The organism is Chryseobacterium sp. 1B4 (assembly GCF_036631475.1).
Taxonomy (GTDB): Bacteria; Bacteroidota; Bacteroidia; order Flavobacteriales; family Weeksellaceae; genus Chryseobacterium.
In genome coordinates, this window is record NZ_JAPNUF010000005.1 from 118,467 (window position 1) to 141,808 (window position 23,342).

General features: G+C 37.0%; 25 protein-coding genes and 3 pseudogenes. 12 read left to right on the top strand and 16 right to left on the bottom strand.

Annotated elements, in window-relative coordinates:
• Positions 1–146: 146 nt before the first annotated feature.
• A pseudogene (gene ruvC / locus OWR28_RS04205) lies at positions 147–696 on the bottom strand (crossover junction endodeoxyribonuclease RuvC).
• Positions 697–790: 94 nt separating this feature from the next.
• On the opposite strand from ruvC, the gene OWR28_RS04210 reads away from it, so the two are divergent.
• From OWR28_RS04210 to OWR28_RS04220, 3 genes are read left to right on the top strand one after another with little or no spacing between them, the layout of a single operon-like run.
• Positions 791–997, top strand: coding sequence for a hypothetical protein (locus OWR28_RS04210; protein WP_332385611.1), 207 nt, complete (start codon positions 791–793; stop codon positions 995–997).
• A gap of 5 nt (positions 998–1,002) precedes the next feature.
• Complete coding sequence (locus OWR28_RS04215; RefSeq protein WP_332385612.1) at positions 1,003–1,275, top strand: hypothetical protein; 273 nt, start codon at positions 1,003–1,005, stop codon at positions 1,273–1,275.
• Positions 1,276–1,300: 25 nt separating this feature from the next.
• On the top strand, positions 1,301–2,635 hold the full coding sequence (locus tag OWR28_RS04220; RefSeq protein WP_332385613.1) for a M64 family metallopeptidase: 1,335 nt from the start codon (positions 1,301–1,303) through the stop codon (positions 2,633–2,635).
• A 28-nt stretch (positions 2,636–2,663) separates the two neighbouring features.
• On the opposite strand, the gene OWR28_RS04225 is transcribed toward OWR28_RS04220, so the two are convergent.
• Together OWR28_RS04225 and OWR28_RS04230 are read right to left on the bottom strand one after the other, a co-directional pair.
• Positions 2,664–2,915, bottom strand: coding sequence for a 2'-5' RNA ligase family protein (locus tag OWR28_RS04225; RefSeq protein WP_332385821.1), 252 nt, complete (start codon positions 2,913–2,915; stop codon positions 2,664–2,666).
• The gene (locus tag OWR28_RS04230; RefSeq protein ID WP_332385614.1) at positions 2,888–3,178 is read right to left on the bottom strand and encodes a 2'-5' RNA ligase family protein; all 291 of its coding nucleotides are present in this window, start codon (positions 3,176–3,178) and stop codon (positions 2,888–2,890) included. Before OWR28_RS04230 ends, OWR28_RS04225 begins: the two co-directional genes overlap by 28 nt.
• Before the next feature lie 90 nt (positions 3,179–3,268).
• Here OWR28_RS04230 and OWR28_RS04235 point away from each other — a divergent pair.
• Together OWR28_RS04235 and OWR28_RS04240 are read left to right on the top strand one after the other, a co-directional pair.
• Positions 3,269–3,591 (top strand): annotated as a pseudogene (locus tag OWR28_RS04235) (PadR family transcriptional regulator).
• Positions 3,588–4,307, top strand: a complete 720-nt coding sequence (locus OWR28_RS04240) for a hypothetical protein (RefSeq protein WP_332385615.1) — start codon at positions 3,588–3,590, stop codon at positions 4,305–4,307. Before OWR28_RS04235 ends, OWR28_RS04240 begins: the two are co-directional and overlap by 4 nt.
• A gap of 18 nt (positions 4,308–4,325) precedes the next feature.
• Here OWR28_RS04240 and OWR28_RS04245 read toward each other — a convergent pair whose 3' ends face one another.
• Positions 4,326–5,435, bottom strand: coding sequence for a serine hydrolase domain-containing protein (locus tag OWR28_RS04245; RefSeq protein ID WP_332385616.1), 1,110 nt, complete (start codon positions 5,433–5,435; stop codon positions 4,326–4,328).
• Positions 5,436–5,609: 174 nt separating this feature from the next.
• Here OWR28_RS04245 and OWR28_RS04250 point away from each other — a divergent pair, with 174 nt between their 5' ends.
• Genes OWR28_RS04250 through OWR28_RS04260 form a run of 3 tightly spaced genes read left to right on the top strand, consistent with a single transcriptional unit; the run spans position 5,610 to position 7,002 of the window.
• Positions 5,610–6,014: a hypothetical protein gene (locus OWR28_RS04250; protein WP_332385617.1), complete on the top strand. Its 405-nt coding sequence runs from the start codon at positions 5,610–5,612 to the stop codon at positions 6,012–6,014.
• The gene (locus tag OWR28_RS04255; protein WP_332385618.1) at positions 5,999–6,262 is read left to right on the top strand and encodes a hypothetical protein; all 264 of its coding nucleotides are present in this window, start codon (positions 5,999–6,001) and stop codon (positions 6,260–6,262) included. The genes OWR28_RS04250 and OWR28_RS04255 overlap by 16 nt, the downstream gene beginning before the upstream one ends.
• Positions 6,263–6,288: 26 nt before the next feature.
• Positions 6,289–7,002: a pyridoxal-dependent decarboxylase gene (locus OWR28_RS04260; RefSeq protein ID WP_332385822.1), complete on the top strand. Its 714-nt coding sequence runs from the start codon at positions 6,289–6,291 to the stop codon at positions 7,000–7,002.
• 35 nt (positions 7,003–7,037) lie between these two features.
• Here the strand turns inward: OWR28_RS04260 and OWR28_RS04265 are convergent, their stop codons facing one another.
• From OWR28_RS04265 to OWR28_RS04285, 5 genes and pseudogenes are all read right to left on the bottom strand, one after another.
• Positions 7,038–7,748 (bottom strand): Dph6-related ATP pyrophosphatase, encoded by a 711-nt coding sequence (locus OWR28_RS04265; RefSeq protein ID WP_332385619.1) that lies wholly within the window; start codon positions 7,746–7,748, stop codon positions 7,038–7,040.
• 172 nt (positions 7,749–7,920) lie between these two features.
• Positions 7,921–11,266 (bottom strand): annotated as a pseudogene (locus OWR28_RS04270) (methylmalonyl-CoA mutase family protein).
• Between the two features lie 235 nt (positions 11,267–11,501).
• The gene (locus OWR28_RS04275; protein ID WP_332385620.1) at positions 11,502–12,209 is read right to left on the bottom strand and encodes a hypothetical protein; all 708 of its coding nucleotides are present in this window, start codon (positions 12,207–12,209) and stop codon (positions 11,502–11,504) included.
• A 34-nt stretch (positions 12,210–12,243) separates the two neighbouring features.
• Positions 12,244–12,747 (bottom strand): hypothetical protein, encoded by a 504-nt coding sequence (locus OWR28_RS04280; protein ID WP_332385621.1) that lies wholly within the window; start codon positions 12,745–12,747, stop codon positions 12,244–12,246.
• Positions 12,744–13,142: a hypothetical protein gene (locus OWR28_RS04285; protein WP_332385622.1), complete on the bottom strand. Its 399-nt coding sequence runs from the start codon at positions 13,140–13,142 to the stop codon at positions 12,744–12,746. Before OWR28_RS04285 ends, OWR28_RS04280 begins: the two co-directional genes overlap by 4 nt.
• A 267-nt stretch (positions 13,143–13,409) precedes the next feature.
• On the opposite strand from OWR28_RS04285, the gene OWR28_RS04290 reads away from it, so the two are divergent.
• On the top strand, positions 13,410–13,742 hold the full coding sequence (locus OWR28_RS04290; protein WP_332385823.1) for a hypothetical protein: 333 nt from the start codon (positions 13,410–13,412) through the stop codon (positions 13,740–13,742).
• A 94-nt stretch (positions 13,743–13,836) separates the two neighbouring features.
• Here OWR28_RS04290 and OWR28_RS04295 read toward each other — a convergent pair whose 3' ends face one another.
• Entirely contained in the window at positions 13,837–14,832 is a 996-nt protein-coding gene (locus OWR28_RS04295; RefSeq protein WP_332385623.1) for a DUF3667 domain-containing protein, read from the bottom strand.
• 348 nt (positions 14,833–15,180) lie between these two features.
• Here OWR28_RS04295 and rplM point away from each other — a divergent pair, with 348 nt between their 5' ends.
• The 3 genes from rplM (at position 15,181) to rpsB (ending at position 16,993) form a co-directional block, all read left to right on the top strand.
• The gene (rplM, locus tag OWR28_RS04300) at positions 15,181–15,636 is read left to right on the top strand and encodes a 50S ribosomal protein L13 (RefSeq protein ID WP_002976217.1); all 456 of its coding nucleotides are present in this window, start codon (positions 15,181–15,183) and stop codon (positions 15,634–15,636) included.
• 6 nt (positions 15,637–15,642) lie between these two features.
• Positions 15,643–16,029 (top strand): 30S ribosomal protein S9, encoded by a 387-nt coding sequence (rpsI, locus tag OWR28_RS04305; RefSeq protein ID WP_002976218.1) that lies wholly within the window; start codon positions 15,643–15,645, stop codon positions 16,027–16,029.
• Positions 16,030–16,231: 202 nt separating this feature from the next.
• The gene (gene rpsB / locus OWR28_RS04310; protein WP_002976219.1) at positions 16,232–16,993 is read left to right on the top strand and encodes a 30S ribosomal protein S2; all 762 of its coding nucleotides are present in this window, start codon (positions 16,232–16,234) and stop codon (positions 16,991–16,993) included.
• Positions 16,994–17,156: 163 nt separating this feature from the next.
• Here the strand turns inward: rpsB and OWR28_RS04315 are convergent, their stop codons facing one another.
• From OWR28_RS04315 to OWR28_RS04340, 6 genes are all read right to left on the bottom strand, one after another.
• Positions 17,157–17,600 carry a DUF6759 domain-containing protein gene (locus OWR28_RS04315; RefSeq protein WP_332385624.1) on the bottom strand — a complete coding sequence of 148 codons (444 nt, stop codon included), beginning with the start codon at positions 17,598–17,600 and terminating at the stop codon, positions 17,157–17,159.
• 52 nt (positions 17,601–17,652) lie between these two features.
• Positions 17,653–18,072: a DUF6759 domain-containing protein gene (locus tag OWR28_RS04320; RefSeq protein ID WP_332385625.1), complete on the bottom strand. Its 420-nt coding sequence runs from the start codon at positions 18,070–18,072 to the stop codon at positions 17,653–17,655.
• 252 nt (positions 18,073–18,324) lie between these two features.
• Entirely contained in the window at positions 18,325–18,897 is a 573-nt protein-coding gene (gene trmB, locus OWR28_RS04325; protein ID WP_332385626.1) for a tRNA (guanosine(46)-N7)-methyltransferase TrmB, read from the bottom strand.
• A gap of 212 nt (positions 18,898–19,109) precedes the next feature.
• Positions 19,110–19,862, bottom strand: coding sequence for a DUF6759 domain-containing protein (locus tag OWR28_RS04330; protein WP_332385627.1), 753 nt, complete (start codon positions 19,860–19,862; stop codon positions 19,110–19,112).
• 288 nt (positions 19,863–20,150) lie between these two features.
• Positions 20,151–20,945, bottom strand: coding sequence for a hypothetical protein (locus OWR28_RS04335; RefSeq protein WP_332385628.1), 795 nt, complete (start codon positions 20,943–20,945; stop codon positions 20,151–20,153).
• A 201-nt stretch (positions 20,946–21,146) separates the two neighbouring features.
• Positions 21,147–23,333: an FIDD domain-containing protein gene (locus tag OWR28_RS04340; protein ID WP_332385629.1), complete on the bottom strand. Its 2,187-nt coding sequence runs from the start codon at positions 23,331–23,333 to the stop codon at positions 21,147–21,149.
• Positions 23,334–23,342: the final 9 nt, after the last annotated feature.

Here is a 23,342-nt window from a genome sequence, read left to right on the forward strand (position 1 = left end):
CTGAAAATTTATACAAAGGTAGTACTAAAAATCATACCAATGTAAAAGATAGTATTATGTTTTACCAAGTAATTATATGTGTTTGTATAAAATACTGTCTTTGAGAGGATTAAATTTTCTTTAAAAGATTTGTGAAATAATAAGCATTACTTCAATCTGTCAGGATTCTGTTTTAAAAAACTTTCCCATCCGGAATATGATTTGGTATCCGTAATGGTTCCGGAATTGAAATGATGGCATACTGCAACCGCAAGACCATCAGAAGCATCTAAATATTTGGTAGGAAACTCTTTTAATTTAAGAAGATTCTGCAACATTCCTGCTACCTGTTCCTTACTGGCATTTCCGTTTCCGGTAATGGCCATTTTGATTTTCTTTGGAGAATATTCTGTAATCGGGATATTCCTGTAAAGACTGGCTGCCATGGCAACTCCCTGGGCGCGCCCCAGCTTCAGCATACTTGTACGTTTTTTCCGTAAAAGGAGCCTCAAGGGCCACTTCATCAGGATGAAACTCATCAATAAGAGACAGTGTCCTTTCAAAAATATATTTAAGCTTGGTTTCGTGATTGGGGTATTTTTTTAGATCAGTTCATGAATAGAAACCAGCTCCATTTTCCTTTTTTACGGAGATGATACCAAATCCCATTACAGTTGTTCCCGGGTCAATCCCTAAAATTATTTTCTCTGAAATCATTGCTTCAAAGATAAGACTTTCTATGTTGTAGTATAAAAAAGTATCTTCAACGATTTTTATTCTTAAAGTTTAGTAACTTTAAAGAAAAATAATCATGAAAAATGTATTTAATGTACTTATTGTTCCTGTATTTCTGTTATGCAGCTTTCAGAAAGAAAATAATTTAGCCCAAAAGAAACATTCAGAAAAAGTGACAGCAAAGAGCGACCGGATTATTTACTTGTTTTTCAAGGCTGGTAAAGATCAGTCGGGCAATACAAAATTACTCTCCAGAGCACAAAAATTACAGAAGGAAGATTAAAATATATGCCTTCTTTTGAAAGGGATAATGTCCGTCAAGGCGATCTCATCATCACACTTACAGGTCCTGATGGTAAAGAATCGGGAAAACAGCTTGTAAAGGATCCTTTTAACCCGGAATTGGAAGTGTATGAAAAAGAAGGGATTTCCAGACATAAAGCTTCTCTTCAGAATACAGAATTCAGTACCCGGTTTTCTTATTCTGAAAATGTTCAGTCCGTAAAAATTGAAAAGGCAACTGATGATGGTGTACAACTAATATTCACCCAAAAACTATAATTATGAAAAAATTTTATTATCCCTTTTGATAGGCGGCAGCTGTTTTGCCCAGACATTTGAGACCGTTCCCCTTTTACAGAACGGAGATAACAGTAAAAGAATTGTTATTGCAGTGTTAGGAGACGGGTTTACCTCGGCACAGCAGTCTGCTTTTACCACATCAGCTCAAAATACCGTCAATTATCTTTTTACAAAAAGTCCCTATACAGAATATAAGAATTACTTTAATGCCTATGCAGTAAAAGTAATTTCTACAGAATCCGGGGTAAAACATCCGGGAACAGCAACAGATGTTACAGAGCCTGTAATTCCTGTAACCAATCCTGGTAATTATCTGGGTTCTACCTTCGATGTCGGAGTTCACAGATGTATATACAGTAATACAACAAACAAAGTAGGACAGGTTCTGGCCGCTAATATCCCTGATTACGACATAACCTATGTGTTGGGTAATTCTACAGAATACGGAGGTTGCGGAGGTACTTATGCTTTTGCTTCATTAAACGGTTCTTCCAATGAAATTGTTGTACATGAGCTGGGGCATTCTTTTGGAAAACTGGCCGACGAATATTGGTTCTCGGGTTCACTGGAGTCTCCGAATAAAACACAGAATTCTAATCCTGCAACGATTAAATGGAAAAATTGGGTTGGATTGAATGGAGTAGGAGTATACGCTCATGCAGAAAGCCCAACATGGTTCCGCCCACATCAGAGCTGTGAGATGAGATACCTTAACCAGCAGTTCTGTTCCGTATGTAAGGAGGCAATTATTGAAAGAATTCATACTCTGGTTTCTCCTGTAGACTCCTATACACCCGCAAATAATGCGACTGTTGATGCTGCTTCCAATGTTACTTTTACGGTCAACGAAATTCTTCCTATTCCAAATACTCTTGTGAATACCTGGAGTTTAAACGGAACAACACTGGGAACGACAGGAAACAGTGTTACGATTACTCCGGGACAGCTTAATAGCGGAAATAATACCTTAACATTCTCTGTAGTGGATAACAATCCGCTTTTGAAAGTAGATAACCACAGCACACTTCACGTTACCAATGTTTCCTGGACGCTGAGCAAATCAACTCTAAAACTTTCAGAAGTGAAAGCAGAAGAGAGACGATTCAGTATCTATCCGAATCCTACAGACGGAGAATTTTTCATTAAAGGAAAACAGGAATTTGCAAAAAATGTGAATGTTGAAGTGTATGATGCTTCCGGAAAACTGATTCCATCCGGATTTGAACTGAAAGATTCTGTAATATGGGTTGATATTAAAAACTATCCTGCAGGGACTTATCTGCTGAATGTAAAAGAAAATAAAAACCTTATCATTTCCCAGAAAGTCATAAAAGAATAATTATAAAAACCGGCTCTTGCAGCCGGTTTTATTTTTCCAGTCCCTTTTCTGCAATAGGAACCCATCTTCCATCATGACGTAAAAGTAATATTTTATCAACTAAGAATTTCGTTTTATATTCCTTTGTTTTATATTTTTCCCACGCTTTGAGATAATTCTCCCAGGTTAAATTTCTGTATCCGACAGTCATATGTGGATTAAAAGAATATTGACCAAAATTAAAATGTTCTTTTACCTTATGGTAAAGTTCTGTTAAATGTACATTTTCCTTTGGATGAATATAAAGTACGGGATTTTAGGATTGGGAAAGCTCCCGAATCTATCCAGTTCAATTTCAAAAGGACCCATTTCTGTATTGATTTTCTGGAAAGCTGTGTGAATATCACCTTCCAGTTCAAGTTCTCTTGAAAAAGGTGGGAGAAGAGTAATATGGGCCTCATTCTGCAGTGCTTTGGAATTGTCATAATGAAGGGCCAGATCCCTTTTAAAGTTTTTTACTTCTTCAATAATCTCTTGTGGAGGATAGATTGCTATGAAGTACATTTTTTTCATAAGGAAAATTAAAATTTTCTATAGTAAAATCATATACATAAGAAAATTATGCATAAGTTTGTAATGTATATAAACCGTTCCATGAAAAAGAATAGTCTTTACAAAGGTACTCTTCAGAATATTATTTTGAAGCTTCTTACAAAGAAGTTAAAATGTACGGATATCAGATTACCCAAAGAGCGAAAGAGCTTACTCTGGGTGAGCTTGAAATGACTGAAGGTGCACTCTATCCGTTATTGCATAAGCTGGAAAGTGATGGAATGATCACTTCCGAAATCCAGAAAATCAATGGAAGAGACCGGAAATATTACCTGCTGACTGAAAAAGGGAAAAAACAACAGGCGGAACAGGAAACTGAGATGAAAAGTTATTTATTCAATTTACAGACAATATTCAATATATGATTACTGAAGCACAGGAAAATAAGATTACAGATTATCTGGTAGCCCAGGAGCTTTCATTGGATATTCTGGTAGAAATCAGAGATCATATGGTTAGCCAGGTTTCGGATATTCAGTTCAATGAAAATGTCAGTTTTGAAGAAGCTTTTCTAAGAGTGAAAGAATCCTGGAATGGCGAGTTTAAGATGGTGGATTATCTGTTATTTTATCCGGCTAAAATTCCTTTGATTGCGAAAAGAATTATTCACGAGAAATACAACTTACTTTTCAAAAAATCTTTAATGGTAGGATTACTGGCTTCAGGAATTAATGTATTGTTACTATTTATAGCAGGAGACCAAGAGGAATATACATTGTTTTTCAGGCTTCTTAATGGATCATTTGTATTGATAACAGTATTGATCTGGATTTTTAATTATGAAATATGGAAATACATTAAAGCTAACTTTAAATACAAAGGAAAATGTCTTTATACAATGTATCAGCAGAATCTTGGATTAATGGTTGTATGCGCCAGTTCTATGACACAGGTGGCAATAAAGAGCGGGCATTATGCTTATCAGTTTATCCGTGAACAAAATTATAATGATATTTTAACGGCTATGATTACATTAATCCTCCCATTAATATTGCAGATTGCTCTTAGCTTTTCTGTACTTAACTTTATTGAGCACAAAAAGAATCTGGTAAAAATGCAGGAATTTCTAAAGTCAGTATAAGCAAATTGACCACAGATATTATTGTTTCGATCTCAGTTGTGTAAGCGTATTTTCAAGATGATCAGTGATCTTTTTTACTTCAATGTGAGGTCTGAAAATTACTCCTTTTCCTCTTTCTTCATCAGCAATATTAGACAAAATTATAACAGAGGTTTTGGTGTCCGGATAATAGATATTCAGAGAAGGTGAACCTTTTACATAACCACTGTGGAAATAAGAATTGGGCTGGCCGATATTCAGCATAATTCCATAGGCATAACCCATTTTTCCAAAGATGGCATGATGTCTTTCCGCACTTTTGGCCATAAAAAGTTTCAGTGTTTCCGTTTTTAATATTTTTCCGCCATACAGAGCATTGTTCCATGCATGAAGATCCTGAATGGTAGACAATATTCCGCCGGCCGGAGTCCCGATTTCCTTTCCTCCCAATCTTTTCGGCATGTTGGGAACTTCCTGAAATTTGCCGGGTGTCCCCATATAGGCACTTGCAAAATTATTTCCTTTAAAAATATCTCCAGTGGAAGAATGTGCCATTCCTGCCTTTTTGAAAAGTTCCTGAACATTCTCATCATATGATTTCCCGGAAACCTTTTCCACAATTTTTCCAAGAGTATTGAAGCCGTCGTTTGAGTAGAAGAAATCTGATCCGCTCTTAAACATCAGCTTTCCGCCCATGATATTTAACCCTGAGGTGTGGTTTAACAATTGATGAATCGTTACATTCTGATATTCTTTGGTCTGAAATTCCTTCAGATATTTTGAAACTTTATCGGTTACGTTCAGTTTTCCCTGTTCCATCTGCAGTAAAATTAAAACGGCAGTGAATTGCTTGCTTACAGAGCCTATGGCAAAAATAGTATTGCTGTCAATTTTTGTTTTTCTTTTAAAATCCGAATAACCGTTTTCTCTTCTGTAAAGAGGTAAAGAATCCTTGAAAACGGCAATGCTTCCATTGAAGTGATACTTTTTGAAAGCAGAATCAATCTGTTGTTCCAAAAGTGTTTTCTGAAAAGCTGAGATGGTAGAGTCTATAATTGCTTTTTTATCAACGGGAGTGGCTTTTGGAGTTTCAGTGGTACAGGAAAATAAAAAACAGAAAAGGGGCAGGAATATTAAATTTTTGATCACAGGTGTTGTATTTTTAAATGATGATTGTATTCTTAAAGATACTAAAATATCCAAAAGGGCATTATAGGATGCAAATTGCGTGCTAGAAAGGGTTTTTATACCGGCTCTTTATCATTTTATGGTTCCCTTTTAATATTTTTGAATAATATTTGTCACAAAATTATGAATGAACATTTGAAAAATGATTCAGTAAACGTACACCATCTGCTGAATATTGTCAAAGAACAGGGAATAGAATACCTGAACTCTATTGAAGAAAGACCTACATCTGTAACCAATCATACATTAGAAAAACATGCACTGCCTGATGCTGGACATGGAACAGAAGGGGCTCTGAGGATTTTCAATCAAAAATTTGAACCGGTAATGGTAGCTTCTTCCGGGCCAAGATACTGGGGATTTGTAACCGGCGGCGCTACTCCGGCATCAGTTGCGGGAGACTGGCTTACGACTATTTATGATCAGAATACCCAAACTATGAAAGGTCAGGGTGATATTTCAGGAGTCATAGAAGTGGAAGCAATACGGCTTTTGCAGGAGCTTCTTCAGCTCCCGGAAAGCTTTTGGGAGGCTTTGTAACGGGTGCTACCATGTCCAATTTTACCTGTCTTGCTGTTGCCCGTCAATGGCTTGGGAAAGCACTTGGAAAAGATATTGCCAGAGAAGGAGTTTCTGAGAAAATAAAAGTGCTGGGTGCCACTCCTCACTCCTCTTCCATTAAGTCACTTTCGTTATTAGGGTTGGGGAGCAATAACATGATTCAGATTAAAATTCAGGAGGAAACAGTGAAGCCATCTGCCTACAGGATCTTGAGGAAAATATCCTGAAACTGAACGGAGAGCCATTTATCTTAATTTCCAGCGGAGGAACGGTGAATACAGTAGATTTTGATGACTTTAAGGCAATCAGCAGGCTAAAAGAAAAATACAATTTCTGGTGGCATATTGATGCAGCTTTTGGCGGCTTTGCAGCCTGCTCAGCAACACACAGGCATCTTGTAGAGAACTGGGAATTTGCAGACAGTATTACAGTAGACTGTCACAAATGGATGAATGTACCTTATGAAAGTGCTGTATTTCTGATTAAAGAACAATATAAAATCCTGCAGATTGAAACTTTTCAGAACTCCAATGCTCCTTATCTCGGAGACCCTTTGGATAATTTCAATTATTTAAATTTCCTTCCTGAAAATTCAAGAAGGCTGAAGGCATTGCCGGCCTGGTTTTCTCTCATGGCTTATGGTAAAAAAGGATATCAGGAGATTGTAGATGATAATATATCCTGGGCTGAAAAATTTGGAAGCCTGATTGAAAACAGTAATGATTTTAAACTGCTCGCTCCGGTAAGATTGAATACCGTTTGCTTTACATTAAAAGATGAAGCAAAGCAGAATGAGGTTGATTTATTTCTGGAAAAGGTCAATGATACAGGAAAAGTCTTCATGACTCCAACTTTTTACAATAATCATAAGGGAATAAGAGCAGCTTTTGTTAACTGGATGACCAGTGAAAAGGATATTCATACCGTATTTGAAATTATGAACGAAATTTTCGCTTCATTAAGATAACATCTTGAAAAGCCTGTGAATAATAATCCACAGGCTTATTTTGCTAAAAGATCACAGAACCAGAAGGTATATTCCCCGTCTTCCTCTTCAGGAGTTGTTTTGGGTTTAGGATAGGTTTTCTTTACCGTTTCTCCGATTTCAAACCGGATCGGCTTTCTGAAAACAGGACCGTCAAAAGTAAAGGTGTGAAATTCTCCGTTTTCTCCGCACGGATCTACATTTTCAGGAAGATCATCAATAAACTTCTCATCAATAATCCGGCCTGCAAAACTTTGATCAAGGTAAGATCCGTTCACACACGTTACAATCGTTTTAAAACCAAGGTCTAAAAATTCATGGATGAGGTCGGATGTATCTTTTTTCCAAAGTGGGAATATGGCTTTCATACCGACCGCATTTAATTGGTCTTCTCTGAATTTTCTCAGGTCCTCCAGGAAAATATCCCCGAAAATGGAATGGGTAACTCCTTGAGCCTGGATCTTAGCCATCGTTGTACTCATGATTTGCTGATATTCTTCCATAGATGGTTCTTTAGGAAGTTCCATTTTAATTAATGAAATTCCCAGGCTTTCAGCTTGCTTTTCTAAAAGAGAAATAGGTACTCCATGCATGGAAATCCTTTGGAACTCCTGATTAATACTGGTAAGTAGAGTGCTGATCTCATATTGATCCTCCTGTAATATTTTGTAAAGGGCAAGAGCAGAATCTTTTCCGCTGCTCCAGTTGAATAAAGCTTTTGGTTTCATTGTAAATAAAGATCTCCCAAAAATAAGGAGATTCAATGGATTATTTTTGATTTGAAGAATTGATTTGGAAACAGGTGAAATGAATGATGGGTAATTCTGTTGATTATCAAAATAAAAACCTCAAAGAATTACTTTGAGGTTTGATTTATAAAAAATGTATGTCCATTAAGGTTTACATATTTCTTCTGTACTTACCGCCCACTTCAAATAAAGCATTGGTGATCTGTCCTAAAGAACAGTATTTCACAGCATCCATCATCACTTCAAATAAGTTCTGCTGGTTGATGGCTGCGTGCTGAAGTTTTCTTAAGGCTTCCTCAGACTTGTTTTCGTTGGCTTTCTGGAAGTTATGAAGAGATTCAATCTGTGCCTGTTTTTCCTCTTCTGTAGAACGGATAACTTCTCCCGGTAAAACCGTTGGTGAACCATCTTTTCCTAAGAAGGTATTTACTCCGATGATCGGATATTCACCGGTATGCTTCAGCCATTCGTAATGCATAGATTCTTCCTGGATTTTTGAACGCTGATACATCGTTTCCATTGCTCCGAGAACACCTCCTCTTTCCGTAATTCTGTCAAATTCTGCATATACTGCTTCCTCTACAAGATCCGTTAATTCTTCAATGATGAATGATCCCTGAAGCGGGTTTTCATTTTTAGCTAAACCTAACTCTTTATTGATGATCAGCTGGATTGCCATCGCTCTTCTTACAGACTGCTCAGTAGGTGTGGTAATGGCTTCGTCATAAGCATTGGTGTGCAGTGAATTACAGTTATCGTAGATGGCATATAATGCCTGAAGGGTTGTTCTGATATCATTGAAATCAATTTCCTGAGCGTGCAGAGAACGTCCGGAAGTCTGGATGTGGTATTTCAACATCTGGCTTCTTTCATCAGCTCCGTATTTTAATTTCATTGCTTTTGCCCAGATTCTTCTTGCCACACGGCCGATTACTGAATACTCAGGGTCGATACCGTTGGAGAAGAAGAAAGATAAGTTGGGTGCAAAATCATTGATGTCCATTCCGCGGCTTAAGTAATATTCCACATAGGTGAATCCGTTAGCCAGGGTAAATGCCAGCTGGGAAACGGGATTGGCTCCTGCTTCAGCAATATGATATCCTGAAATGGAAACAGAGTAGAAGTTTCTTACTTTTTCTCTGATGAAATATTCCTGAACATCACCCATTAATCTCAGGGCAAATTCCGTAGAGAAGATACACGTATTCTGAGCCTGGTCTTCTTTTAAGATATCTGCCTGAACAGTACCGCGAACGGTGGCAATTGTTTTGGCTTTAATTTCTGCATATACTTCTGCAGGAATTACTTCATCACCTGTTAATCCTAAAAGCTGCAGTCCTAAACCATTATTGGATGGAGGAAGTTCACCATTGTATTTTGGTCTTTCCAAACCTTTATCATCAAATTTTTCTTTAAGTTTAGCCTCTACTTTAGCTTCTAAACCGTTTTCTTTGATATATTTTTCAACATTCTGGTCGATGGCTGCATTCATGAAGAAAGCCAGCAGCATCGGTGCAGGACCGTTAATTGTCATTGAAACGGAGGTCAGTGCATTCACAAGGTCAAAACCGGAATACAGCTTTTAGCATCATCCAGCGTCGCGATAGAAACTCCCGCATTTCCGATCTTACCATAAATATCCGGTGGTAAAGCAGGATCCTGACCATACAATGTTACAGAGTCAAATGCTGTAGACAAACGTTTTGCAGGCATTTCTGCGGAAACATAGTGGAATCTTCTGTTGGTTCTCTCAGGACCTCCTTCTCCTGCAAACATCCTTGTCGGATCTTCACCGGTTCTCTTGAACGGATAAATTCCTGCCGTATAAGGGAAACTTCCCGGAAGGTTTTCCTGTCCTTTCCATCTGATCAGATCGCCCCAGTCATTGTATTTTGGTAATGCTATTTTTGGAATTCTTAAATGAGATAAAGATTCAGTTGAGGTTTCAACTTTAATTTCTTTTCCTCTCACAAAATAAGAATAGAACTCGGCATGGAAGGCTTTTTTCGTATCATCCCATGTTTTAAGGAAATCGATGTTCTCCTGCTGAAGCTCTTTTTCTGCTTTTGGTATTCGGCATCCAAAGCTTCATTGGAAATTATATTTTTTACTCCTTCAATATGATACATTTTTCTGGCAAGCTCAGCCTGCTTTTCAACATTGGCATCATATTGTTTGTTGTTTTCAACAATTTCAGAAAGGTAACGGACTCTTTTCGGAGGGATAATGGTTACTTCATCTGTGATTTCCTGCTCTACAAAAGTATTTAAGTGTAGATCAGAAAACTTTTCGTTTACTTTTGAAACTAATCTGTTGTATAATTCAGTAGTACCATGATCATTAAACTGGGATGCTTTTGTTGCATAAACCGGCATATCTTCCAGCTGGCTTTCCCATAAAAGGTGGTTTCTCTGGAATTGTTTTCTTACTGCCTGAAGAGCATCCAATGCACCACGCTTGTCAGATTTATTTAATGCGACAAGATCTGCATAATCTAACATATCGATTTTTTCCAGCTGTGTGGAAGCTCCGTATTCAGGAGTCATTACATACATGGAAACATCAGCAAAATCTGAAACTTCTGAACCGGACTGTCCGATCCCTGAAGTTTCAAGGATAATAACGTCCGGATGAGCCAGTTTCAATACATTCAGTGCAGAATGAATAAACGGAGAAACAGAAACGTTATTTTCTCTTGTTGCCATGGAACGCATATAAACTCTTGGATCATTGATCGCATTCATACGGATTCTGTCTCCCAAAAGAGCACCTCCCGTTTTCTTTTTCGAAGGGTCAATAGAGATAATGGCTATTTTTTTATCGGTATTTGAACGTAAGAAGCGTCTTACCAATTCGTCTGTTAAAGAAGATTTACCTGCTCCTCCTGTACCTGTGATACCAATGATCGGAATGGTTAAATCTTTGGATTTCTCATCGATGGCTTTTACCAGCTCAGGTTTCTCTTCTGAAAAGTTTTCAACCGCAGAAATGATCTGCGCAATGCTGGAAGGGTTTTCAAAGCTGATATCATCAAGATCTTTTGCCGTAACATCTTTTCCTGTAGCAAAATCTGATCTTTGTACCAGATCATCAATCATTCCCTGAAGACCAAGCTCACGGCCGTCGTCCGGAGAATAAATTCTGTCGATTCCGTAAGACATAAGATCTTTGATCTCTTCCGGAAGGATTACACCGCCGCCGCCGCCAAAAATCTTGATCTGAGGTGAGTTCTTCTCTCTCAACAGGTCGTAAATGTATTTGAAATATTCATTGTGACCTCCCTGATATGAAGTTAATGCAATGGCATTGGCATCTTCCTGGATCGCTGTATTTACAACTTCCTCTGCAGATTTATCGTGTCCTAAGTGGATCACTTCGCATCCTGTTCCCTGTATAACACGACGCATAATATTGATCGCAGCATCATGCCCATCAAATAATGAAGCAGCAGTTACGATTCTTACCTTGTTGGTTGGAGTATATTTTTGGGTTTCCATAAAAATTCTAGACAGTTTCTAAGTTCTCAAATATAGTAATAAAATGAAAATCTGTATTTTATAGTTAATTGTTTGGTTTCTAAATGTTTATATTAATTGCTGTTTTAGTCTGACGGACTTTGATGGAGGTTGCGTCCGGATTTTAAAGTATAAATAGCGGCAGATAAAAAATCTGCCGCTATTTCTTCATGTCTTAATCCGATGCCTGATCTTCTTCTGGAGGATCTTTATGGTTTTATTTTTCTGAAAAAAGTGTTTTTCTTTTGCTGTCCAGTCCCCAGTTTAATCCTAAAAATGTAATGAGATTATTCTTGTCGCCATAATTTTTTCCAAATGCAGCATTGATGTACACACTGTCAGATACTTTATAGTTGATGATTCCGTTGGAACGATAAGTGTCATCCAGATCACTGCTTCTGTAGATGAACTCATATCCAATAGAGAACCTGTTGTATACAAGCTCTATTTTCCCGCCGACATCATAATTGTCAGTTCTGCTGAATCCGCTGGCTGCATCATAAACCGTCTTATCCTGCAGGTATCTTGCGACGGCATAGAAGTTTAATCTTTTCTCAATTTTTGAGGCGTCTGTGGTGAAGGCTTCTTTGATGATTACTTTTGATTTTTCATTATTTTGATCTTCTTTTTTCTTTGGAGTTTTTGTTCTTTGCAGATTGATCCCGGAACTCATGGTCATCCAGAATCCTAGTTTTCCAAACTGATTATTTTTGAACTGATTATCTAAAAAGAAAGTACTGTAGGCAGAAGCAATATCTAATTGAAAAGCAGGTTTTTCGTCAAGATACTTTTTATAATTTTCGGTTTCAGTCTTGTAATAATCCGGGACAAACTTTTCTAGTGCTTTTGCTTTCATTTCATTTTTTTCATCCGGGCTGGCATTGGATGCTTCTATATCATTATACTCCTTTGATTTTTCAAACACTGCCTGGATATCGTTTAATTGCTTTGAAATGTTATCATTTGAAGTGGTAATAGCTTCTATATTTTTTATTTCTTATTTTAAATACTGTGGTTCGTAAAGAAAAAGATACCGAAGGGTTTTCCGTGTCAAGATCTTCAATTTTATAATTTCTCAGAAAAGCAAATGAGACAGAAACGTTTTTTGCCTCACTTAAAATGTTATTTTTATACTCATAGCTGTTATCTGGTTTTTTAATGCTTTTAATGCCGGCATACTTTAAAGCATCCATTTCCGTCAGCGTAAATAAATGGGTAGGAGTAAGTTCTACAGCATAGGCATTGGGAAGACCATCATTTTCACTGAATGAATTGACAATACTGGTCATAAAAGCCTTTTTTGATTTCGGGGTCTCCAGATCAGAACTTGCCAAGCCGAGAAGCATTACACTTGGTGCATTGGAGAGTTCCAGTTTGTTTAACTCTGCGTTGATCTCTTTGTTCTGAGCAAACAATAATGCCATATTAGACACCAGCGCTGCTAGTAATAATGTCTTTTTCATAGCTCAACTTTTATGTATTTATAAACACCATAGATAAATTTACCGGATAGATCATCGGTTGTTTTACCTTCAAAAGGATTGAAATGAAAATTTTTGGAGGGAATCTGAGGGAATTCAAACTTTATCCTGCATGTATTGATTAAGATCTGCAGATGGTTCACCTGCATATTAATATTGAAAGAAGTAGCGAAAAGTAAATTGTCTGATGCTAAATCTGCTTTTGGAATGGTAAAAGAAAATTTATCATCATTTGAATTGTTATCATCTATTCTCTTTCCGTTAAGGATAAAATGCGGGTCGCCAAATTGTGTATTGGCACTTATTATTACATTCACTTCAACATTATTTTCTTTAAAGTGCGTAATTTTTACTGTTTTTTGAGGGATTTTTTTCATGTCTGTTATTTTGGTTTTGATTCTCTTCCAAATCATATCTTCCAATGGTGGAAGAAATTTTAGTTTTGATTATACTCCAAATTGATGGTTTGCAGTATTCGTTGTTAATTACCTTTTGGGTACTATTTATTTAATATACTATAATGAAGTTAACCGGATTTTGTTTTATCAGGTTATAAAGCCTGCTTTTAATTCATTCATTAAAATATTTACAACGATTCCATAGCCCGTTTAAATTCTCTACTTTTGCAGAATATTTCTACAGACATGCAAAAAGCTTTGATGTATTTCGCCCTGGGGACCGTAGTAAGTTTCCTTATCAATTATTTCTTTTTAAGTTCTGAAAACATTGGACTGGACATTTATTATGCCTTTGCCTTTGGCTCAGCATGGGGAATTGCTTATTATCTGGATACTCCTGATTTTACACTGCCAAAGAAATTAGGCCTTTCATTTGTGGCTATGGGACTTCTGGTTCTTTTAGGAACTTTGATTTTTACGCTTGAACAGGCAATCCCTTCTATTCTGAAGTTTTCAACAGTTTTCGTTGCCTATTATTTATTTGCAAGTTTCAGAGGTAATAAATCCCTTAGAAACTAGTGCAGCATAATAAAGCTCAGATACATCAGCACCAGGAACATCAGAAGCAATCCGATATAATTAACAATAAATAATAAGGAGCCTTTCAGTATACTTATTCTTTTTTGGTTTCATATACCCTGTGGTGCGCTACAAAGAAATAGATTGTCATATAGGTACCCAGTGCCAGACATGCCAGAACATATAGTAAGGTAAGTATATTATTGTCCGGCAGGAAGCTGGTGATTTTTTCTCCTACGATAAACATCAGCACTCCCAGTAAGAGAAAGGAAAAATAATGAAGGGTGAAAATCCCGTGATCAAAATACCACCATTTTTTCTTATTATGGAACAGCCACAAAAAGAATGCAAATATCGGCAGGTACACAAAAAGTGCTTTGGGAATAGTATGAATAAAGTTTTCCTTATATTTTTCCCAGATTTGATGTTTACTGTATCCTTCTTCCTTTAAATCAAACACTTTATTCGCAATGGGGCGCATCAATGTATAGATTCCCGTATTATCTTTAGCACGGATGGAATCATACTGCTTCATCGTGTAGGCCTTCATAACGGATGCTTCATTGGTATCGAATGTGCTGTCAAAAATCTCATCTTTTTCCTGCCCGTCTTTTATCTTTAAAGTATCCAGTGTTTTTTGTGCTGTAGCAGCCGTTTCATGAGATAACAGTCCTTCTTTCTGCAAATCTTTTACAACGTCTTTAGAGATCTCTTTCTGCCTTTTTGCTTTTGCTTCCGTTTTAATATGGCTGGGTCTTTCAGCCTCCTCTTTGGCATGAGGTATGATATTGGGAAGAAAGAATGTGATGAAACTTATGAAAATATATAGCTTTACAGGTGCTACATATAATTGTCTTTTCCCTTCCAGATATTCTTTGGTAAGTCTGCCGGGACGGGTAAAAAGATACTGTATGGTTTTCCAGAACTGTCCGTCATAATGGGTGAAATCCTCTATGAAATGAGTAAAAAGAAAATGAAAAGGCTGTCTGCTCTCAACGTTTTCCTGCCCACAGTGGGGGCAAAACCTTTCTTCAACCTGATGTCCGCAGTTAAGACAGGTTTTATCATCTCTTAGTTTTCCGTGGCTCATGAATTATGGAATATGATTGCCACAAATATAATTATTTCGGTGAAAATATAATGATATTGATGTATTTTAAGAGGAACGTTAAAGTAAATTTAATAAAAGAAAGAGTTGAGGGAATAAACTCTTTACTGTTTCATTGGTGTTTTCAGAATCTTCGAAAGTGTTTTTTCATCGGCCTACAGTTCGCAAGATTTATGCCAAAACTATAAATAGTGTTAAAATCTATTGATACTGGGCTATATAACGAATAATATATAGATTAAATAAAATATGTTTTTGGGTTACAAAAATAATTTGTACCTTTGCACACCCTTTTAGGGGTAAATTATGTTTAATCTTTAACTAAAACGTGTGAATACATTAAGTTACAAAACTGTTTCAGCGAACAAAGCTACTGCTAATAAAGAATGGGTTGTGGTAGACGCTGAAGGACAGCCGTTAGGTAGATTAGCTTCTACGGTTGCAAAGATTTTGAGAGGTAAGCACAAAACGAACTATACACCTCACGTAGATTGTGGTGATAACGTAATCGTTTTGAATGCTGGGAAAATTACACTTTCCGGAAACAAGTGGGCTGATAAGACTTATATCTGGCATACAGGATATCCTGGTGGACAGAAGTCTATGACTGCGGCTGAACTTCAGAAGAAAGATTCTTTAAAGGTATTGGAGAAGTCTGTAAAAGGGATGTTACCTAAAAACAGACTGGGAGCTGCTATCCTTAAGAACCTTTACTTATATGAAGGAACTGAGCACAAACATGAAGCTCAACAGCCTAAAACAATTAATGTTAACGAATTTAAATAATTAATTATGTCTATAGTTCACAAAATCGGAAGAAGAAAAACTTCTGTAGCTAGAGTTTATGTAAAACCAGGTTCTGGTGTTATTACAGTAAACGGTAAAGACGCTAAAGAATATTTCTCTACAGATGTAATGGTTTACAAATTAAACCAACCGTTCATCCTTTCTGAGACTGTTGGTCAGTATGACGTTACCGTAAACGTATTCGGTGGTGGAAATACAGGTCAGGCAGAAGCTATCAGATTAGGTATTTCAAGAGCTTTATGCGAAATCAACGCTGAGTTCAGATTAGCATTGAAGCCAGCTGGTTTACTTACAAGAGACGCAAGAATGGTGGAAAGAAAGAAGCCAGGTCAGAAAAAAGCAAGAAAGAGATTCCAATTCTCAAAACGTTAAGAATTGCGGTAAGCTTAAAGCAATATGCAATAAGCTTTTTGAACAACTTATTAAAATTTTTAATTCGCTTCAAAGCCTATGGCTTACTGCCTGAAGCTTAAAGCAAAATTGCCCGTTACGTTTAGCATCCAAACGCTTCTCCCATCTAAAGAAGTTGTTGATTGTTTAAAAGACGGAAAGTAAACTAACAAAAACAGAAAACATGGCAAAAGCAAATGTAAAAGACCTTTTAGAGGCTGGCGTACACTTCGGTCACATGACCAGAAAGTGGAACCCAAATATGGCTCCATACATTTTTATGGAGAAAAACGGTATTCACATTGTAGACTTACATAAAACAGCGGTTAAATTGGATGAAGCTTGCAACGCTTTAGAAAAATTAACTTCTGCAGGTAAAAAAGTTCTTTTCGTAGCTACTAAGAAGCAGGCGAAAGAAGTAGTTGCAAAACACGCTTCTGAACTTAATATGCCTTATATTACAGAAAGATGGCCAGGTGGTATGCTAACGAACTTCGTTACTATCAGAAAGGCTGTAAAGAAGATGAATGCTATCGACAAAATGAAAAAAGACGGTACATTCGAAACTTTATCTAAAAAAGAAAGATTACAGGTTGACAGACAAAGAGCTAACCTAGAGAAGAACTTAGGTTCTATCGCTGACATGGTTAGACTTCCATCTGCTGTATTTGTAGTTGATATCTTAAGAGAGCACATCGCGGTAACTGAAGCTAAGAAACTAGGTATTCCAGTTTTCGGTATTGTTGATACAAACTCTGACCCAAGAAAAGTTGACTTCGTTATCCCAGGAAACGATGATGCTTCCAAGTCTATTGATATGATCCTTAGCGTAGTTTCTGAATCTATCAAAGAAGGTCAGTCTCAAAGAAAAGCTGATAAAGAAAAGTCTAAAGAAGAAGGAGAAAAAGTATCTGCTGATACAGATGCTGATTTCGATGCAGAATAATTGAAGATTTTCTTTAATATAGGAAAAACGCTGGATTTAGGTCCAGCGTTTTTTTATTGTCTATATTATATTGGAGCTATAAGCGGTCTTAGGGTACTTTAGATGTATTGGTTTATCTCTCTCCCCATTAAAAATAAAACCTGCAGAATCCTGCAGGTTGTATTTAGTTTGAAAGCTTTATAGAATAAGAAGTGGTTATAAATTTTGTAGACTGGTATGTCGAGTTACACAAGACTCCTGATAATCTGTAATTCTGATTTTTTGCAACCATAGTATATCCTATTTTTCCGGCACCAATAGGGATTTTCTTGAAAAAGTTATTTCCGCTTACTGTAAGTACCATATTGCAAGGTGATTTGTTTTCAACTGAAATAGAGGTACGGGGATTCTTTGGGTCATCATTGTTAAGAAGATCATTAAGAACTTCAGCTGTTTCCGGTTTGTAGGTCTTTATAAGTTCATTATATTCTCGTTCTGTATTGGCTCTGTTGCCTGTTGGGCTACCGGTAGGGTAAGGATAGGAGGTTCTTCCCGGATAACCGCCGTAATTTACATTACAGCCGGCAAAGATTATTGAAAATCCGGCAAAAACTAATAGCTTTTTCATACTATTTTATTTTTTGATTTTTCTTTTGTTTGTTGGCTTCTCTTTCTGAACTTCATTCTTTTCGGTTGTACTGTTTTCTGTTTCTGCCGTTTTCGGACTGCCAACCGTCACAAATATACTTTTTAATATCTTTCTGGGAGAAGTATTTTATATCACAAATATTACTGCTGAGCGTGTATGAACCTTTATTGATCACAATAAAATTTTCCCCGTGAGCAGGAACAGCAAGGTTATAATAATCTTTTCCCTCAACCCTCAATACAATATTACAATCTGAATTATTTTTAAATAAGAGTATTGCCTCTTTGCGTGTAATATCTTCATTGAACATTGCGTTCAGAAGCTTCACTGTTTTTTCCTTATGTTCAGCAGAAGTTTCTGCGATAAGCTTTTTAAACTCTTCAACATCATCTGAATTAGGATTTCTCATGATGCTTTTAGGAATATCGGAGATAACAGGCCTTGCTTCCATAGGTTTGGCTGTACGGGCTCCTTTTGTCCATTCCGCATTTTTTAAGGCGATGAGTTTGGGTTTCAGTACGCTTTTCTTCGGGTCGTCAGGATGAGTATTCTTTATATACTCTTCAATTTCTTTGATATCAGTGCTTTTCAGGATGTCTTTATTTCCTTTTTTCTGCGCAGATATCAGATTGGGGAACAGAAATGTGAAGATTAAGAATAAAACGGTTAAAAGCTTTTTTCATCAATCGTTATTTTTATTTCATCAGCTTATCCGGAATTTGATATAAGTAATAGTTTTTCCTTTAGCTGAGAAAAGTTCTTCATAATAAGTTTTGATATCTCTCAGGTGTTCCGTGTTGGGATCATATTCCGGAGCTCCATAGATATCATGGTGAGCACTGATGATTTCATAGCCGGCTCCCTGTAAATACCCTAATGTATAGCCATGTAAAAACTCTGAATCTGTTTTCAGATGGATAATACCACCAGGTTTCAGAAATTTTTTATATCGGTTCAAAAAGTCAGGATGAGTTAATCTGTGTTTTGTTCTTTTGAATTTGATCTGCGGATCAGGGAATGTAATCCAGATTTCGTCCACTTCATTTTCAGCAAAAAAATAGTCGACAAGTTCAATCTGGGTTCTCAGGAAAGCAACGTTATTCATATTGTTTTCTACAGCTTCTTTAGCACCGAACCAGAATCTTGCGCCTTTGATATCGATTCCGATAAAGTTTTTCTCAGGAAATGCTTTTGCGAGTCCTACAGAATATTCGCCTTTTCCACATCCTAGTTCCAAAACGATTGGATTATCGTTCTTAAAAAGTCTTCTCTCCATTTTCCTCTGAGTTCGAACCCTTTTAAGGCATCTTCTCTTGTAGGTTGGATTACATTTGGTAATATTTTGTTTTCTGCAAATCTTGCTAATTTATTCTTGCCCATTGAGTTATAAAATGAGTGCAAAAATACTAAAAATTTATGGAGAATCTCTGTCTTTTGAAGGTAAAAAGACAGGAAGATACTTCAATTAGAATTAAGATTAATGGCTTCCTAATGCCACCATAATTGGTCTTTCAATGGTTTTTGTGAGGCATATTGAGCCCCGCACACCAGGCTGGTGAAAAGATACTGGCCTTTTTCCACAACAATAGAACCTTCACCCTGGGCCGGAACTGCCAGCCTGTATCTGGTGGTTCCCACGCCTTCAATTCTGACAATAATATTACAATCTGATTTATTCTGAATCATAACAATACATTCCTTGGCATTAGGATCATTGTCGAATAAAGAATTCAGGATCTTTACGGTTCTGTTCTTATGCTCTACCGGAGACACTGCCATTAGCATGTTGAATTCTTCGGCTTCGGAATTGGGAATTGCTGTATTAGCTGCTGCATTTACAACAAATGTATTCTGAGCATTACTTGGAGTGTAGACCGTTGTGGGTTGTTTTGCTGCCAGTTCAGCCTTGTATTTCGCAATCTGTTTTTGTTTGATGATAGCGTTCATTTCATCAAAGGTAATCTTTGTAGAAGGTCTTCTTCTCAGCATGGCAAGCATTTCCTGCATATCTTTTACTTTCTGATCAGCAGGATGTGCATTTTTGATGTAATCTTTCATCATTTCCATTACCCTTGGTTTCAGGACAGATCTGCGGGGATCATCAGGATGAGCGTCTCTTAGAAAGGCATTGATCTCATAGATATTTTTACTTTTCAGAATATCACTGTAGTCTTTCCCCTTTTTTTGGGCAGATACAGTAAATAAAAACATGCAGCTAAGAAGTAAAAGTACTTTTTTCATTAATTAATATTAAATTAGATATTCGGTGCTCTCCCTTAATTTGTGCTTTGATTGATTAGTTTTTATTTGGATAACGAAATATCCGGTGTTTTTATTTTAAACACTTGTTTGTGAGATAAAATTAAGCATATTTTTGAATAATGAAGAATTATACATCGTAAAGTTGAATAATTCATATTATATGTGTTGTGATAGTGCTTTAGAAGGTATTTTCCGGTTGTTTGAAAAAAATAATCCATGTGATGAACATGGATTATTAAATATTTCTGTCTTATTTTATCCGAATTTCTAGTTGTTGCTTACAACCTCTTGGAGATGAGAACTTCTAAGTCTTTTCTGATAGATCGGAAGATATTTTTCGATAGGAATTTTTATTGCTTCAAAATTGCCCGCCAATACATAAGCCTGAATATTTTCAGACGTATAAACAAACTGGAGGAAATTATCAATCAGATTTTCAGGAATTTTAAATTTCGCAAAATAGTCTTTTCCCAGATAGTTTTTGATCTGTGCTACAGAACTGTTCATTCTTTCATAAGCCTGATAACGCTGTTTTTTCTTTCTCTCCCCGGAAAGAATGTCATAGATACTTTCAAGGCTGAAGGTAAGACCTCCGTCTCTCAGCCCGGCAACAGGAAGTTCAGGAGGTGTTCCGTCACCTTTCGGCTCTGGAAGACCGATTACTTTTTTAAGTGCATATGCTTTGTCTTCTTTTCTTAAAGCGTTTACATCATAGCGAAGATTCCCTGTAGGCTTGAACCTGCTGAGAACGATTTCCTGAATTTCATAATACGCGATTTTAAGCTCAACAAGGTTTTTTTGTTGCATTAACTGAGGAGTCAGCTTAATATCTTTTCTTTCGGTAACAATAGAGGTGAACCGGATTATATCCCCTGCGTTGGCAGGAATATTAAAATTACCATTGTAGTCCGTAAGAACGGTTTTCTGTGTATTCAGGTTTGTGACATAAACCTGATTAAGATATAAAATAGAGTTGTCTCTCAGAAATACCTCGCCGGAATATATTTGTGCATTAATTTTTGCCAGAAAAACCAATAGCAGCAGAGTAAACAGTTTCTTCATATAATGCGCAAAATTACGTAGAAATAAAGCAATTCTGCCTTGTTAGATGAAGAATAGTGGTTAAAGTTATATTAAACTTTGGGATTTAATTGTTAAGGAGTGTTAGAAATTTGCCATTCATTTAAAAAATGGAAGATTTAAGTGAAAAAGCCGGAAGAAAAAAGCAACTGAGATACTTCACTCTTTTCTTCTCGCTTTTTACTATTGTCTGTGTTTTACCAACAGCCAGCTCGAGTATTTTACCAGTAGGGTAGAGCCATATTCTGTCCAGGTGATAAAGTACCAGTAAGTTGCTGTAGGAACATATCTGCCGCCGACTCTTCCGTCCCAGGTATATCTGTTTTCAGGAGTTCCTCTGAAGACCTCCGCACCGTATCTGTCAAAAATACGGAATACCAGATTTTCATTCTTCATTAAGGCTGAGTAATCTATTCCTTCATTATGGCCATCTCCGTTCGGAGTAATGGTGTTAATCAGATTAATGACAGCAAATGATTTCTTAACATCTGCGCACATTCTGGAATCTTTTACAAATACATTGTGAGCTCCTCTCGGGACATTGTAGAACACATTGGAACTCTGCCATACCACACCATCCAATGAATATTGATAAGGTGGGGTGCCACCGCTTACCCCGATTTTTACTGTTGTTCCGTCAATCTCAATAGACGTAATCATAGGGAGGGGTAATTCTGTAACGTTTACATACTGTTTATATACACAGCCATTAAAGGTAAGTTCTACCCAATAACTTCCCGGAGGAACATTGGTAATGGAAGGCGTAGTAGCGCCCGTACTCCACAGGTATCTTTCAAAACCAGGTCCGGCATCAAGTTTCGTAGTGGTGTTAGGGCAAATAGTTTTATCTTTTAATATATCTGATTTTTTAGGCACTTTAATGTTTATTTTAAGAGTACCTACTTCAGGACAAACCCCGTTTTTTTCAAAACGGATATAATAAGTCTGTGAATTTGTAATATTAACAGGTGATGAAACCATATTTACATTGTTCTGGGCATCTGCTAAAGTAGCATGGAAAGTGAAAGTAACACCCGGGTCCAATGTAAACTGAGGAATAAACTGAGCTAAATTGACACTTTTTGTTCCATCCAGGTCATCATCACAGGTGCTTTCTGTAACGTTTTGGGTAATCAGTGTTAGTTTGGCCCCGATACTGAACTGTAACGGCTTGATTACAGAAGCACATCCATCCGGAGAATCTACTCTGATGTAAATCGTAGTAGTAGCTGTATAACTCCAGTTGTTAGGCAGTGTATTATTGTTTCCGGCGTTGGCATCAGCCAGGTTTGCATAATATCTTACATTGGTAAAATAATTTGGATTGTTAAGTACAACAGGGGTAATACTGGAAAGTATAACAGTGACTGTCCCATCCAGATTATCATCACAGAAAACTCCATTGTAGTTATCCAGAACAATAGCTTTATTGAAAAGAGATAGTGTTATTTGCGCAATACTTTTACAGCCAATATTGTTATTTACAACTGCATAGATGATTGTACCATTAGGTGCGGTATAAGCTGTTGCATTGGTTATTAAAGCTGCTGCATTTTCATTCTGAGCATCTACAAGTGTAGGATAATAGGTAATGGTAGCAGGAGAGCCGCTGCTGACATTTGCTGTAGTCAGGTTAAAAGTTCCCTGTCCATTGATGTCGCAGGCATGTAATGTTGTATTTGTTACTGACAGAGTCTGAATATTGATGGTAACAGTTACCGTTTCACAATCCGGAAAGTCGGGATCATTTCCGCAGAATGTATACGTAAATGTATCTGTTCCTGGTGTACCAGGATTATTAACAGTGTAAGTAATAGCGCCTGTAGTGGGGTTTATGGCAGTTGTACCCAGCGAAGGTGCAGTTGTAATTGCTACAGTGCCGGGATCCGGAGTTTGTGATGAACTACTGAATGCAGGAATTATAGTTTTAGCATTACAAACATTGTATGATATATTGGATAATTTGGTACAGTTCAGAACTTTAAACTGCTCAGTGACTAAAGGCGCACAACTGCCCATTGTTACAGAGCAGGTATAATAACCCGGTAGTGTAGGAGTAATAGAAGAAGCAGTAGCTCCAGAAATAATAGTACCGTTTCTGTACCATTGGTAGGTATCATAGATGAGTGGATCCACAGTAAGAACTACTCCAGGAATACAACCACCGCCAGATTGTAAAATAACGGGCTGCGTAGGAAAACCTGCAAAAAAACCTCCATACCCTACAGCATCACTTCCTGCTGTAATTCCGGCCATAATTGCCTTGTCTGAAACTACAGTAATATTCCCCGTTACATTGGGGAACCCATAGGTAACCCAGTTGGTGGTACCTGTCATATTATAAGGTCCGGTAAATGCAGGAGGATTCACTCCGTTTAC

Coding starts and splice junctions, on each gene's coding strand:
- OWR28_RS04210 (WP_332385611.1), top strand. CDS start 791: ATGAAAAATGTATTTAATGTACTTATTGTTCCTGTATTTCTGTTATGC.
- OWR28_RS04215 (WP_332385612.1), top strand. CDS start 1,003: ATGCCTTCTTTTGAAAGGGATAATGTCCGTCAAGGCGATCTCATCATC.
- OWR28_RS04230 (WP_332385614.1), bottom strand. CDS start 3,178: ATGTACTTCATAGCAATCTATCCTCCACAAGAGATTATTGAAGAAGTA.
- OWR28_RS04240 (WP_332385615.1), top strand. CDS start 3,588: ATGATTACTGAAGCACAGGAAAATAAGATTACAGATTATCTGGTAGCC.
- OWR28_RS04265 (WP_332385619.1), bottom strand. CDS start 7,748: ATGAAACCAAAAGCTTTATTCAACTGGAGCAGCGGAAAAGATTCTGCT.
- OWR28_RS04280 (WP_332385621.1), bottom strand. CDS start 12,747: ATGAAAAAGACATTATTACTAGCAGCGCTGGTGTCTAATATGGCATTA.
- OWR28_RS04285 (WP_332385622.1), bottom strand. CDS start 13,142: ATGAAAAAAATCCCTCAAAAAACAGTAAAAATTACGCACTTTAAAGAA.
- OWR28_RS04290 (WP_332385823.1), top strand. CDS start 13,410: ATGCAAAAAGCTTTGATGTATTTCGCCCTGGGGACCGTAGTAAGTTTC.
- OWR28_RS04295 (WP_332385623.1), bottom strand. CDS start 14,832: ATGAGCCACGGAAAACTAAGAGATGATAAAACCTGTCTTAACTGCGGA.
- rpsI (WP_002976218.1), top strand. CDS start 15,643: ATGTCTATAGTTCACAAAATCGGAAGAAGAAAAACTTCTGTAGCTAGA.
- rpsB (WP_002976219.1), top strand. CDS start 16,232: ATGGCAAAAGCAAATGTAAAAGACCTTTTAGAGGCTGGCGTACACTTC.
- OWR28_RS04315 (WP_332385624.1), bottom strand. CDS start 17,600: ATGAAAAAGCTATTAGTTTTTGCCGGATTTTCAATAATCTTTGCCGGC.
- OWR28_RS04320 (WP_332385625.1), bottom strand. CDS start 18,072: ATGGAAGCAAGGCCTGTTATCTCCGATATTCCTAAAAGCATCATGAGA.
- trmB (WP_332385626.1), bottom strand. CDS start 18,897: ATGGAGAGAAGACTTTTTAAGAACGATAATCCAATCGTTTTGGAACTA.
- OWR28_RS04330 (WP_332385627.1), bottom strand. CDS start 19,862: ATGAAAAAAGTACTTTTACTTCTTAGCTGCATGTTTTTATTTACTGTA.
- OWR28_RS04335 (WP_332385628.1), bottom strand. CDS start 20,945: ATGAAGAAACTGTTTACTCTGCTGCTATTGGTTTTTCTGGCAAAAATT.